At 57.0% G+C, this 12,434-nt stretch carries 11 protein-coding genes, 2 tRNA genes and 1 pseudogene; 12 read left to right on the top strand and 2 right to left on the bottom strand.

Annotation, left to right across the window (positions count from 1 at the left end):
* Nucleotides 1-420 precede the first annotated feature (420 nt).
* The 12 genes and pseudogenes from dnaN to BLT69_RS11290 form a co-directional block, all read left to right on the top strand.
* Nucleotides 421-1,554, top strand: a complete 1,134-nt coding sequence (gene dnaN / locus BLT69_RS10580) for a DNA polymerase III subunit beta (RefSeq protein WP_058237585.1) — start codon at nucleotides 421-423, stop codon at nucleotides 1,552-1,554.
* 4 nt (nucleotides 1,555-1,558) lie between these two features.
* On the top strand, nucleotides 1,559-2,812 hold the full coding sequence (recF, locus tag BLT69_RS10575; RefSeq protein WP_058237584.1) for a DNA replication/repair protein RecF: 1,254 nt from the start codon (nucleotides 1,559-1,561) through the stop codon (nucleotides 2,810-2,812).
* A complete protein-coding gene (locus BLT69_RS10570; protein ID WP_058237583.1) occupies nucleotides 2,805-3,518 on the top strand; it encodes a DciA family protein in 714 nt (237 codons plus the stop codon). The genes recF and BLT69_RS10570 overlap by 8 nt, the downstream gene beginning before the upstream one ends.
* Nucleotides 3,519-3,733: 215 nt before the next feature.
* Nucleotides 3,734-5,770 carry a DNA topoisomerase (ATP-hydrolyzing) subunit B gene (gene gyrB / locus BLT69_RS10565; protein WP_070726082.1) on the top strand — a complete coding sequence of 679 codons (2,037 nt, stop codon included), beginning with the start codon at nucleotides 3,734-3,736 and terminating at the stop codon, nucleotides 5,768-5,770.
* A gap of 72 nt (nucleotides 5,771-5,842) precedes the next feature.
* Complete coding sequence (gyrA, locus tag BLT69_RS10560; RefSeq protein WP_257590334.1) at nucleotides 5,843-8,428, top strand: DNA gyrase subunit A; 2,586 nt, start codon at nucleotides 5,843-5,845, stop codon at nucleotides 8,426-8,428.
* Entirely contained in the window at nucleotides 8,425-8,829 is a 405-nt protein-coding gene (locus BLT69_RS10555) for a DUF3566 domain-containing protein (protein WP_070726086.1), read from the top strand. The genes gyrA and BLT69_RS10555 overlap by 4 nt, the downstream gene beginning before the upstream one ends.
* Nucleotides 8,830-8,951: 122 nt before the next feature.
* Nucleotides 8,952-9,025: transfer RNA gene (locus BLT69_RS10550), tRNA-Ile, on the top strand.
* Nucleotides 9,026-9,058: 33 nt separating this feature from the next.
* Entirely contained in the window at nucleotides 9,059-9,211 is a 153-nt protein-coding gene (locus BLT69_RS10900) for a DLW-39 family protein (RefSeq protein WP_227469239.1), read from the top strand.
* A 78-nt stretch (nucleotides 9,212-9,289) separates the two neighbouring features.
* Nucleotides 9,290-9,365, top strand: a tRNA-Ala gene (locus BLT69_RS10545).
* A gap of 231 nt (nucleotides 9,366-9,596) precedes the next feature.
* A complete protein-coding gene (locus tag BLT69_RS10540) occupies nucleotides 9,597-10,934 on the top strand; it encodes a hypothetical protein (protein ID WP_162272401.1) in 1,338 nt (445 codons plus the stop codon).
* An 11-nt stretch (nucleotides 10,935-10,945) separates the two neighbouring features.
* On the top strand, nucleotides 10,946-11,395 hold the full coding sequence (locus BLT69_RS10535; protein WP_157886422.1) for an InlB B-repeat-containing protein: 450 nt from the start codon (nucleotides 10,946-10,948) through the stop codon (nucleotides 11,393-11,395).
* Between the two features lie 15 nt (nucleotides 11,396-11,410).
* Nucleotides 11,411-11,479, top strand: a pseudogene (locus BLT69_RS11290) (LPXTG cell wall anchor domain-containing protein); the annotation flags it as partial.
* Between the two features lie 76 nt (nucleotides 11,480-11,555).
* Here BLT69_RS11290 and BLT69_RS10530 read toward each other — a convergent pair.
* The gene (locus BLT69_RS10530) at nucleotides 11,556-12,002 is read right to left on the bottom strand and encodes a hypothetical protein (RefSeq protein ID WP_092649015.1); all 447 of its coding nucleotides are present in this window, start codon (nucleotides 12,000-12,002) and stop codon (nucleotides 11,556-11,558) included.
* Complete coding sequence (locus BLT69_RS10525) at nucleotides 11,999-12,208, bottom strand: helix-turn-helix transcriptional regulator (protein ID WP_092649014.1); 210 nt, start codon at nucleotides 12,206-12,208, stop codon at nucleotides 11,999-12,001. The genes BLT69_RS10530 and BLT69_RS10525 overlap by 4 nt, the downstream gene beginning before the upstream one ends.
* Between the last annotated feature and the right edge of the window lie 226 nt (nucleotides 12,209-12,434).

The raw sequence follows: 12,434 nt of genomic DNA, 5'->3' as shown, positions 1-12,434 counted from the left end.
CAAGAAATTTGTGATTCGATCTGTGGATCGATGCCTGCTCGTTGTGGATGCACGGACCGATCTTGTGTGAATCCACAATCGGCTCATAAAGTGTTCACATCTCGTGCCCACATTTGTCCACGTAACGAATCGTTGAAATCGCGGGGGTTGACGGGCTTTTCCACACTTTCCACATGTCCTATGACGATGAAGAAAAAGAAATAAAAGATTAAAAGTGGAAAACTCACAACAAACGATGGGTGGCCGATTAATGAGTTCGCGAAGAGCTCGACGAAGCTCATCGCACGGGTTCGTGGTCAGTTCTGATTTAATCCACATATTTCGCCTTGGGGTCAACTTCTGCATGAGAATCGAGTAGAGTTGGTTCGGTTCATCAAAACAGCTAATGAGTGCTCGCACGGGGAGTTGGAGGGGTACAGAATGAAGTTCACTGTCGCCCGTGACATTTTGTCGGAAGCCGTATCGTGGACTGCCCGAGCGTTGCCGCAACGGCCACCCAGCCCGATTCTGGCAGGTGTCAGGCTCAGCGCAGATGCTGAGATCGTCACGCTGTCGTCATTCGACTACGAGGTATCCGCGAACTCGCATATTCCTGCCGAAGTACATGAGCCCGGTGAGGTTCTCGTATCGGGTCGCCTGCTGGCCGACATCTGTAAGTCACTGCCGCAGCGTCCGGTCGATTTCACTGTTGACGGACCGAAAGTGACGATCACCTGCGGATCGTCTCACTTTGTGCTGGCTGTGATGCCACTGGATGAGTACCCGCTGCTGCCCGAACATCCCCAAACACGCGGCACTGTTGATTCTGAAACACTTGCCCAGGCCATCGGCCAGGTCTCGATCGCCGCGTCGCGCGACGACACGTTGCCACTGTTGACGGGTGTGCGTATGGAGTTTGAAGGTGAGCGCATATCGCTGATCGCCACTGACCGCTACCGCCTGGCTGTGCGTGACCTGGAATGGGAACCCAGTGACCCGCAGTTCTCCGATGCGGCACTGGTGAAGGCCCGGATTCTGAGCGACGTGGCCAAGTCCACCGCATCAGGGTCGCGCGTGACGATCGGTCTGTCACGTGAATCCAAGCCAGGAGCATCATCTCTGATTGGTTTTGAGGCATCGGGTCGACGCACCACCTCCACGTTGATGGACGGGGATTACCCGCCGGTATCCCGACTTTTCCCGGAAACCACACCGATTCAGGCTGTATGTGATCGTCATGTGCTGCTTGAAGCGGTCAAGCGTATGGCGCTGGTGGCTGAGCGTAAGACGTCGGTGCGGATGGCATTTTCAGAAGGTCAGGTGGTCCTCGAAGCCGGCCAGGGTGAAAGCGCCCAGGGTTCGGAAGCAATTGAAGCTCAGGTCAACAACGAGATCACCACAGGATTCAACCCGTCGTATCTGATTGAAGGCCTGTCGGTACTGTCGGCTGACTTTGTGCGCTTCGGCTTTACACACCAGTCCAAGCCGGTTGTCATGACTGGTCAAAGTGAACTCGATGGGGGAGAGGACACCAGTTTCCGCTACCTGCTGATGCCCATCCGCTTCGGAGCGTGAGTGTGTGCGTATCTCGCACATCGCACTTGATGATTTCCGTTCCTACCGTCACCAGGTGTGTGAACTTCCCGCTGGAGTGAGCGTTTTCGTTGGCCACAACGGTCAGGGAAAAACGAATCTTGTTGAGGCCATCGCCTATTTGTCAACGTTTTCGTCTCATCGGGTCGCTGCCGACACGGCACTTGTGCGGGTACCGACCGGCGAGGAGGCTCCTCCTGGTGGTGCCATGATCCGCGTGAAATTGGTGACAGGGGAGCACACGACGTCGCTGAGCGGGGACAACAGTGACAATGCTTCGGATACGTCACAGGCAGGTGAATCCTCCGAAAGGCGCGATCAAGCCGGCAGGCGCGACCAGGTGGTGGAACTGGAAGTGGTGCGCGGAAAAGCCAATCGGGCGCGCCTGAATCGCACCACGCTGGCGGCTAAGAAAATCCTCGGAATGGTCAGGACCGTTGTGTTCGCACCCGAGGATCTGTCCATTGTGCGCGATGCACCGCAGGTCAGGCGCCGTTTCATCGACGAATGCGCGATCCAGCTTCACCCGACGTTCAGCGCCGTTCGTGCAGATTTTGACCGTGTGGCACGCCAACGCGCCGCAGTGCTCAAAGCTGCCAGTGCACGTGTGCGTCGTGGCCAGGTCCCTGACCTGTCAACGCTGGAAATCTGGGATGACCAATTCGTGGAACTGTCTGCGCAGGTCACACTTGAGCGCCACCGCGTCGTCACGTTACTGAGTACACCGGCATCTGATGCCTATAGCAGTGTGGCTGACTCGCCTCGAGAATTTTCAGTGGGCCTGGAAGCCTCCGTGTCAGCCTTCAGCGATATCGACGTCACTGACCCGACCGCGCACATTGAGGCATTAAGACAGGCCCTCCAGCATGTTCGAGACGATGAAGTGCGACGCGGTGTGAACCTTGTGGGTGCCCACCGCGACGACCTGGAACTGACTTTGGGACACTTGCCCGTTAAAGGCTATGCATCTCACGGCGAATCATGGTCGGCTGCCCTGGCACTTCGCCTGGCATCCTTTGAAGTCCTGAGTGACGAGGGAGAACGGCCAATCCTCATCCTCGATGATGTCTTTGCTGAACTCGATGCGCAGAGGCGTCAAGCCCTTGTCGAGGTCATCAGGCAGGCAGATCAGGTGCTCATTACTGCGGCAGTTGAGAGCGATGTGCCCGATCAGCTGGACGCTCACATTTTTCGCGTCCACTGGGATCCAGAAGATGGCTCGGTGATTGAGCGTGAATGAAAATTCCGGACTGCTTTCTGATGGTGAGCGCACCGATGTGATCGCGCAGGCCACTGCTCGCATGCAGCGTGCCATGCTGGCTCGGGGAGCCACGCGCAGCACTCATCCGCGCGCTGCCGGCTCTTCTGGGCGCACTCAGCGCGATGAGTTCGCCCATGGCGCTCACGCTGGTGCAGGTGACACCGGTGCATCGAACGGTGATACACACAGTGGTCAGGTCACCCTCGAACCTCGCAATGCACGCGAGGAACTGCGAGCTCGTGCCATGCTGGGACCTCTGTGGGCATTGCGGCATCGAAGCGGGGCTGGGCGCGCCGGACGTGTGGGACTGGCTTCTGGTCGCTTGCGGTGGAATGAACCGCGCTCCATTGGACGTGTCATTAAGAAGACCACGCATGACCGCGGGTGGGATTCCTCGACCGCGATGGGGTCCGTTATGGCGCAGTGGCCAGTGATTGTTGGAGACAACGTCGCCCAGCACTGTTCAATCGAAACCTTCAATGACCGCACACTCATTGTGCGCTGTTCATCAACGGCGTGGGCCAAACAGCTCGTGCTGCTTCTGCCTCATATTGAGCGCCGAATTGCCGAAGAAGTCGGTGCCGGAGTGGTCGATCAGGTCATCGTCCGCGGCCCGTCGGCCCCCTCCTGGAACAAGGGCCGATGGTCAGTGAAGGGCAGAGGTGTGCGTGACACGTATGGGTGACCCCTCCCACACTTCATCAAAACCTGTATTTTCGCAGCTCACGAGTACTTTAGTAGGGCCTGCACCAACGTGAAATCAAGTCGAAAAACCCTGTTTTTTGGTAAAATATAAACAGATTATGAGTAGTGTGTCATGTGGACACACGGTCCCGGAATTTTCCGGGAGGGCAGCCAGCCCGCGGTGCACAGCACCATCACAATGAGGGGAGCCGGTGAGTGGCGGACGAAGGGATCAATTCCCAGCCAAATGAGGACCAGGGGCATTACGGGGCATCAGACATCACCGTTCTGGAAGGTCTGGAGGCTGTTCGTAAGCGGCCTGGCATGTATATCGGTTCAACGGGAGAACGCGGCTTGCACCATCTGGTGTATGAAGTGGTCGACAACTCCGTTGACGAAGCTTTGGCTGGATATGCCGACCACATCGAGGTGACGATCCAGGCTGATGGCGGCCTGAAGGTAGTCGACAACGGGCGCGGTATTCCAGTGGATATTCACCCCACCGAGGGGCGACCAACTGTTGAGGTCGTCATGACGATTCTGCACGCCGGAGGCAAGTTCGGAGGCGGCGGGTACGCTGTTTCCGGCGGTCTGCATGGCGTGGGTATTTCCGTCGTGAACGCTTTGTCCACCCGGGTTGATACTGAGGTGCGTCGACAGGGGTACGTGTGGCGCATGTCCTTTGCCGATGGTGGGGCAGTGGTCTCTGAGCTCGAACGTGGCGAGGAAACCGACGAAACGGGCACTACCCAGGTGTTCTATCCAGATCCACAGATCTTCGAGTCCACTGAGTTTGACTTTGAGACGCTGCGTCACCGCTTCCAGCAGATGGCGTTCCTCAATAAGGGGCTGCGCATCACGCTGACCGATGAGCGCCCCTGGGTTCAGGACGAGGGCGACGAGATCACCGGGGATGACGAAGGCCCAGCTGACGATCCTGTTCCAGGGTTCCGCCGCGTGTCCTACATGTATGAACATGGCTTGCGCGACTACGTGGAATTCCTGGATTCGAGCCGCAAGACTGACGTCATTAACTCCGAGATCATTGATTTTGAAGCTGAAAACGATCCGGGCACGATGTCGCTGGAAATTGCGATGCAGTGGACAACGGCGTACTCGTCGAGCCTGCACACCTACGCCAACACGATCAATACGACCGAAGGCGGCACACACGAAGAGGGCTTCCGCACGGCACTGACCACGGTGATCAACCGTTATGCCAAGGAGCGCGGAATCCTCAAGGACAAGGACGAAAACCTGTCCGGTGAAGATGTGCGTGAAGGTCTGACGGCGGTGATCTCCATCAAGCTGACCGAACCGCAGTTCGAAGGCCAGACCAAGACCAAGCTGGGGAACACAGAAGCCCGCACATTCGTCCAGCAGCAGGTCTACCAGCACCTGCAGGACTGGTTCGATGCGCATCCTGCCGACGCCAAGGCGATCATCATGAAAGGTCAGCAGGCTCAGTTGGCGCGCGTCGCGGCACGCAAGGCCCGTGAAGCCACTCGGCGCAAAACCGCCCTGGACACGCTGTCGATGCCGACGAAGTTGCGCGACTGCTCATCCAAAGACCCCTCAGTGTGTGAAATCTTCATTGTCGAGGGTGACTCGGCAGGTGGTAGTGCCGTCGGTGGGCGCGACCCGGAACACCAGGCGATTTTGCCACTTCGCGGCAAGATCCTGAACGTTGAAAAGGCTCGCCTTGACCGCGCGCTGAACTCTGAGACGATCCAGTCTCTCATCAGCGCCCTGGGCACCGGCATTGGTGAAGAGTTTGACATCAACAAGTTGCGCTACTTCAAGATCGTGCTGATGTCAGATGCTGACGTGGATGGCCAGCACATCGCGACCTTGCTGCTGACGTTCCTGTACCGCTATATGAGACCACTGGTGGAGCAAGGCTACGTGTACCTAGCGACACCTCCGCTGTATCGACTCAAGTGGACGAATGCTCCGCACGAATACGTGTATTCGGACAAGGAGCGTGACGACTGTCTTACTGAAGGACTCAAGGCCGGTCATCGCCTGCCCAAGCACGGTGGCATCCAGCGTTACAAGGGCCTGGGTGAGATGAACGACCAGGAATTGTGGGAAACCACGATGGATCCTGCGCACCGAATTTTGAAGCAAGTCGAGGTGGGCGAAGCAGCAGCTGCCGACCAAATCTTCACCCTGCTGATGGGTGATGACGTGGAATCCAGGCGTTCGTTTATTCAACGAAACGCTCAGGATGTGCGATTCATTGACGCCTAGCGCCGCGGCGCAACGACAGTGATCCGACCATCGTCAACAACCTACTGATCAGGGACCAAGGAGAGTTTCATCGTGAGTGACGAGCCCACCACAGAGATTGAATCAACCGCTCCGCACGGACGGATTGATCAAGTCGACCTCGAAATGGAAATGAAGAGGTCGTACCTTGATTACGCCATGTCGGTCATTGTGGGCCGCGCCCTTCCGGACGTGCGAGACGGCCTCAAGCCGGTTCACCGCCGCATCCTGTATGCCATGTACGACGGCGGATACCGCCCCAATGCAGGTTTCTACAAGTGCATGCGCGTCGTCGGTGACGTGTTGGCGCACTACCACCCTCACGGTGACAGCTCCGTGTATGACGCTTTGGCTCGCCTCATCCAGCCGTGGTCAATGCGTTACCCGCTCATTGCCGGTCAGGGTAACTTTGGTTCTCCCGGTAACCTGGGGCCTGCTGCCCCTCGTTATACCGAATGTAAGATGGCGCCCCTGGCGATGGAAATGGTGCGCGACATTGATGAAGACACTGTTGACTTCCAGGACAACTACGATGGGCGCACCCAGGAGCCTACGATCCTGCCGTCGCGTATTCCGAACCTGCTGATCAACGGGTCGGAAGGTATTGCCGTGGGTATGGCCACGCGCATCCCGCCGCATAACCTGCGTGAGGTGGCCGAGGGTGTGCAGTGGGCACTTGAGCATCCTGATGCCACGCGTGAAGAACTGCTGGCAGCTCTCATGGAACGCATCAAGGGCCCGGATTTTCCTTCCGGTGCGACGATCCTGGGTCGCAAGGGCATTGAGGATGCCTACCGCACTGGCCGCGGCTCGATTATTCAGCGCGCCATTGTCGAGGTTGAGGAAATCCATGGCCGCACGTGCCTGGTTGTCAAGGCGCTGCCTTACCAGGTCAACCCCGATAACCTGGTCCAGAAAATTGCCGACATGGTCAAGGCCGGCCAGATCCAGGGTATTGCGGATATCCGTGACGAAACGTCGGGCCGTTCAGGCACGCGCCTGATCATGGTTCTCAAACGCGACGCGGTTGCCAAAGTTGTCCTGAACAACTTGTACAAGCGCACGCAGCTGCAGGACTCGTTCCCGGCGAATATGCTCGCCCTGGTGGACGGCGTGCCGCGCACACTGTCGCTGGATGGATTTATCCGTCACTGGATCAGACACCAGATCGAAGTCATTGAGCGGCGCACTCGCTTCCGTTTGAACAAGGCGCGCGAACGCCTGCACATTCTGGAAGGCTACCTCAAGGCGCTCGATGCCCTCGATGAAGTGATTGCGCTGATTCGTCGCTCTCCAACAGCCGACGATGCGCGCACCGGCCTGATGGACCTGCTCAACATTGATGAAGCGCAGTCTGATGCCATTTTGGCACTGCAGTTGCGTCGCCTGGCCGCCCTCGAACGTCAGAAGATTCTGGACGAGCACGCACAGTTGCGTGACCATGTGGCCGACCTGGAAGACATCCTGGCCACCCCGCAACGCCAGCGCGACATTGTGTCCACCGAGCTGGCGGAGATTGTCGAGCGCTACGGTGATGAGCGTGTCACCACGATCGTGCCGTACGCGGGCGAAATGTCGATGGAGGACCTCATCCCCGAAGAGGACGTGGTGGTGACCATCACCCGTGACGGTTTCGCCAAACGTACCCGCACCGACAATTACCGTTCGCAAAAACGCGGCGGCAAAGGTGTGCGCGGCACTCAGCTCAAGGGCGATGATGTGGTGGAGCATTTCTTTGTCACAACCACGCACCAGTGGCTGCTGTTCTTCACGAACCTGGGTCGTGTTTACCGCGCGAAAGCGTATGAGATTCCGGAGGGCGGTCGCACCTCCCGCGGTCAGCACGTTGCGAATCTGCTTGCGTTCCAACCCGATGAGCGCATTGCACAGGTCCTGGCTATTCACGACTACGACGAGGCTGACTACCTGGTGCTGGCCACACGGTCCGGTCTGGTGAAGAAAACGCGCCTGTCGGAATACGACAGTGCCAGAACCGGCGGCATTATTGCGATCAACTTGCGTGATGATGACAACGGAGAGCCTGATCAGCAGGTGTCTGCTCAGCTGGTGAACGCTGATGATGATCTGATCCTGGTGTCCCGTAAGGGGCAAGCGGTGCGATTTACTGCCAGCGATGAGCAGCTGCGTCCGATGGGGCGCGGCACGTCGGGTGTGCGCGGCATGAAGTTCCGTGACGGCGATGAGCTGCTGGCGATGGAAGTTGTGCGCGAGGGTGCGGACCTGCTGATCGTCACAGATGGTGGCTACGCGAAGCGCACCCCGTTGAGCGAATATCCTGTGAAGGGTCGCGGCATTTTCGGCGTGCGAGTAGGCAACTTGGTGGATGAACGAGGTGCACTGGTGGGCGCCCTCGTTGTCGACAGTGACGAGAATGTCATGGTGATTACCGAATCCGGTAAACTTGTCCAAATCAACGCGTCCGACGTGCGTGCCACCGGGCGCAACACTATGGGTGTCATTTTCGCTCGCCCGGATGACGATGACCGCATTATTGCGATTACGCGTCACACGGAGGATGACGAAGATGAGGCCGTTGATGAAACCGCCGACGAATCAGCTGCACAAGAGGCTGATGAGCCTGTAGCGTCAAGTGCAGAAACTGAGGAGGACGAGCAATGAGCGATCTTGAAGACCTCGATCAGCCGATCCTGGATGAGGATGTACCGCGCAGAGTCGACCTGTCGGTAGCGCGCGTGGACCCGTGGTCAGTCATGAAGGTTGGTTTCCTGTTGTCCGTGGCGCTGGGGATAGCGTTGGTGTTCGCCACCCTGGTGTTGTGGCTGATGCTCGACTCCATGCACGTTTTCGGCGACATTGAGGAATTCCTCAAGAATCTGAGCGCGGAACGTTTCGTCACGCTCATGGAGTACCTGCATTTGTCGAAGGTGCTGTCCTACGCGACCATTGCGGCGGTGGCCAACGTCATCATGATCACGGCGATGTCGACGCTGGGTGCGTTCCTGTACAACATCATCGCCTCATTGGTGGGCGGGGTGCGCGTGTCCTTGATGGATGAGTAGAGGCGCGAGCGGTGGAAGATGGCGACTGTGGTGTCGGTGAATGTCATAGACGTCACTAGGCTCTCGTTTTGTTGTCGCACCGATGCTCGGGTACGATAGTTCGGTGCCCTTGGGGCGCGGATGGGCCTATAGCTCAGTTGGTTAGAGCGCAGTCCTGATAAGACTGAGGTCGCTGGTTCGAGTCCAGCTAGGCCCACTGTCCACACTCAGCTGAATGGGAGGCGGAGCGGTGAAGAAGGCGATCACGACCATTGCGGCGCTTGCCGGTGCTGCGATAGCGGGGATTGTCGTTCGTCAAATTGCTCAGGACCTGTCCAATAACGCTGATCTGTGGAGGTCCGTCACCGACGAATATGAGCCGGAATCTTCCACCGCTCATTAACGACGGCGACCCGACCCGACCGCTTTCTGGGCGGTTGTCTGGAGCTGTCACCGTCAGGTACGGTAGGAACTCAATAACGGGGCTATGGCGCAGCTGGTAGCGCACCTGCTTTGCAAGCAGGGGGTCGTGGGTTCGAGTCCCACTAGCTCCACCACTGGACGCTCATTGTGATTCACAATGAGCGCTTTTTGTGTCGTGGCGACGAATATTGGGCTAATGCCGGAGTATTGCTGAGTGTACGATATCCGGGTCCAGATTCTGACTCCCTTTGAAAAAAAGGGACCTCATGAGGATGTTGTCACACACAAAGTCCGTGTATCCTGTCATACATTTTTCAAGTGTTAGTTTGTTGTTGGCTCTCCTGCTGATGTGTGGCATCACCCCAGTGACGTGGGCAGATGGTGATGGAAGTGATGCCGCTGCCGCTGATCCTGCTGTGGAATCCAGCGAGCCGGCATCTGATGCCGGTCAGCCGAGCCCGTCACCTGTCGATCCTGAAGCGGCTCCTGCGGAGGCGGCTCATGCCTCAGAAGCTGCTCCGACTTCTGAAGAGGGTGCTCCTGCCCCGGCAGAAGATACTGCTGTTTCAGTCGAACCGAACGATACGTCTGCGCGTGAAGCGGCAGCTCCACCTGCAGAGTCCTCGGAGGCCGCGCCTTACAGTGTCCAGATCACCTCTATGTACGGTGAGAATGTGCAGGCGAAGCAAACCTTCACTGACCCGGAAGCGGTTCTCGGTACGCAGGGTGTACAGACCGATATCAATCAGTGGCCTTTCAGGATGTACTTCCTCGGGTGGTCTCCAGATCCGAAGTTCAAGGATCTTAAGAAATATTCGGAAGACAGTCCGTTCTACTTTGCGAGCCAGAAGGTTGGCGACATTTTCCCAGCCGGAACCGCGCCTCAGACCCTGCACGCTATCTACGTATCCAATACCGACTACGTCGGCCTGGATACCACGTCGATGGCAACCATCAACTGCGGCAAGAGCGGTGAGCAAACAGCGCCTGACTCCGACATCAAGAAATTTGAAGTCGAAGGCGATATGCCAACCACAACCGCTTACTACGACGACCGTACCGATGGTTACCAGGTTTCTTATGAGGCGCAGTTTTCGATGCCTCCGTTCACCTCGATTACTGTCTACAAAGATCCGATAGTAGGTGCGTTGGATAACGGTTCTGACTGGAGTCAGTTGGCGAACAGAACAGCCAAGGCGACCCACGTCGATATGCGCGTCAAGCTCGACGAACGCATCGTGATGCCGGAGCGGATGAAGATCAAGTTCTCCAGCTACACATTCCGTCCGATCGCTGTCTACGCCGCAACGAACGCCGATGGCAGTGAAGTTGCGATGGGGGATAAGGACAATCCCGGCGGGAAATATGGGGTTTCCCTCGTTGCGGATGGCAAGACGGCAATAGACTTCGCAGAAAACAATAATCCAGACACGATCATCGAAATTGTCCCGTGGATGACGAATGCCGCTGGCGAACGTGTTCCCGTCCACGAAATCGTGGTTCGTACTCGTACCCGAACCGGATATGACCAAGCGCCTGGTGGTGACCGCATTCCTGCGACCTATGAGAAGATCGCCAAGATGCAGCGCCTGATGCTTGACGATTCGAGCGCTCCGCTCACTGTCAGCCCAGAAGATGCCCTGAAGATCGCCAATGGCGAAGCAGATCCGATTCAGGTCACTGGAATGCTGAGGGCGTGGTGAAGGCTTCCGTAGTGAACGTCTTTGGACAATCCCTTGGAGGCAAGCTCCTGCTTGGCCCGGTGCAAGCCAACAACGTGGACGTGACATTTGCCTTCAACAAGGTGAGCTTCGATGAGAACACACCTCCTGGTGCTGCTGAAAAAGACCTCGGCACGATCAATGTTGTGCACAAGAAGGGTATTGAGGCTGACTCATTAACTGATCAGAGCATGCCGACATTGCCTGCTTCAATGGAGGTTGACGGTGTCCACTACAAATTCAATGGGTGGAATACTCAACGCGATGGGAAAGGCACGAACTTCACAGGCACTACTCCGGTGACCGAGGACATGACACTATACGCTCAGTGGACGACGCGTGACTCTGAACCTGCTCCCGACCCTCAACCAAAGCCAGGTGTCGACCCGGGAGATTCGGTCCAGCCGAGCTATTCTGCGCGGAAACTTGCCAGCACTGGGTGAGCTGACGGATACGTTCAGATGGCAGCAGGCGTGATGATGCTGCTTGCTGGCAGCGCCATGGTTATCCGACGCCGCAAAGCCTGATCACCAGCTCAATACTGGGTAGTATGCTGAAGGCGAAGGGGTGTGTGACGCCGGCCCTGTTGTCTGACGCACCAGCTCAGAGTTTGCGACTCCAGTATCCGGTAAGGACGAATGCAACGATAAGTTGGAATGCGGCCGCGCATTGAAGAGCGATGAATGCCGGGATACTGAAGGCGCCGACGATGAATGACGCGCCGACGAGTGTCATCGACAGCACGGTGACAATGGGTCTGCCTGAATGAGCGCGAATGGCGGCTTCACGCTCATCAGTTTCACGGATATAGGCTTGCCTCAAGGTACTGTCATTGCGCATTTTGCTGAGGTTGAAACTCATGTAGCCGACGCAGATGAGTTCGAAAACAATTCCTGCTGCGGTGATGATGTTGACGATCGGTGCATCCGGGATGTTTGCGCGCAGTATTAAGTTTCCGAAGAAACTCAATGCGAGGCCGGCGATGACAAAGATCAGAGCCAGGCTGTGGCGCTTCTTGAGTTCTGTGCGGTATTGTTCGAGTTCGTTCATGTTGTTTTCTCCAGGTCTGTGAAGTCGAAAACGTTCTCGATTGTGAGGCCGAAGTAGTGGGCGATTTTGTATGCCAGCGGCAGGGACGCCACGTATTTACCGGTTTCAATTGAGGTGATTGTTTGCCGTGTGACGCCGACTGCCAGAGCAAGGTCTTCCTGTGAAAGCTTGCGTTCTTTGCGTAGTTTCGGGATCTGTGTTCGCATCTTGCTCCTGTCACTGTGAAGCATTCCGACACAAAAAAGACTAGTAAGCTTTGCAAAAACTGTCAAGCGTGCTTTGCAATCTGTGTGGTAGCTCCACGCCCGATGTCACATGCGAAAGCCGCGCAGGAACTCGGGGCGATGCACATGTGAAGCGTGGACGACGAGGTACGACTTCACAGCAGCCCATGAAGTTCGTGACAGTGGCTCCGGCATCAGAGAGAATTGT

Source organism: Schaalia radingae (assembly GCF_900106055.1).
In the GTDB taxonomy this organism is placed as follows: Bacteria; Actinomycetota; Actinomycetes; order Actinomycetales; family Actinomycetaceae; genus Pauljensenia; species Pauljensenia radingae_A.
This window is presented reverse-complemented; position numbering and strand designations above follow the sequence as displayed.

Coding starts and splice junctions, on each gene's coding strand:
- BLT69_RS10555 (WP_070726086.1), top strand. CDS start 8,425: ATGAGCGATCTTGAAGACCTCGATCAGCCGATCCTGGATGAGGATGTA.
- BLT69_RS10525 (WP_092649014.1), bottom strand. CDS start 12,208: ATGCGAACACAGATCCCGAAACTACGCAAAGAACGCAAGCTTTCACAG.
- BLT69_RS10530 (WP_092649015.1), bottom strand. CDS start 12,002: ATGAACGAACTCGAACAATACCGCACAGAACTCAAGAAGCGCCACAGC.
- dnaN (WP_058237585.1), top strand. CDS start 421: ATGAAGTTCACTGTCGCCCGTGACATTTTGTCGGAAGCCGTATCGTGG.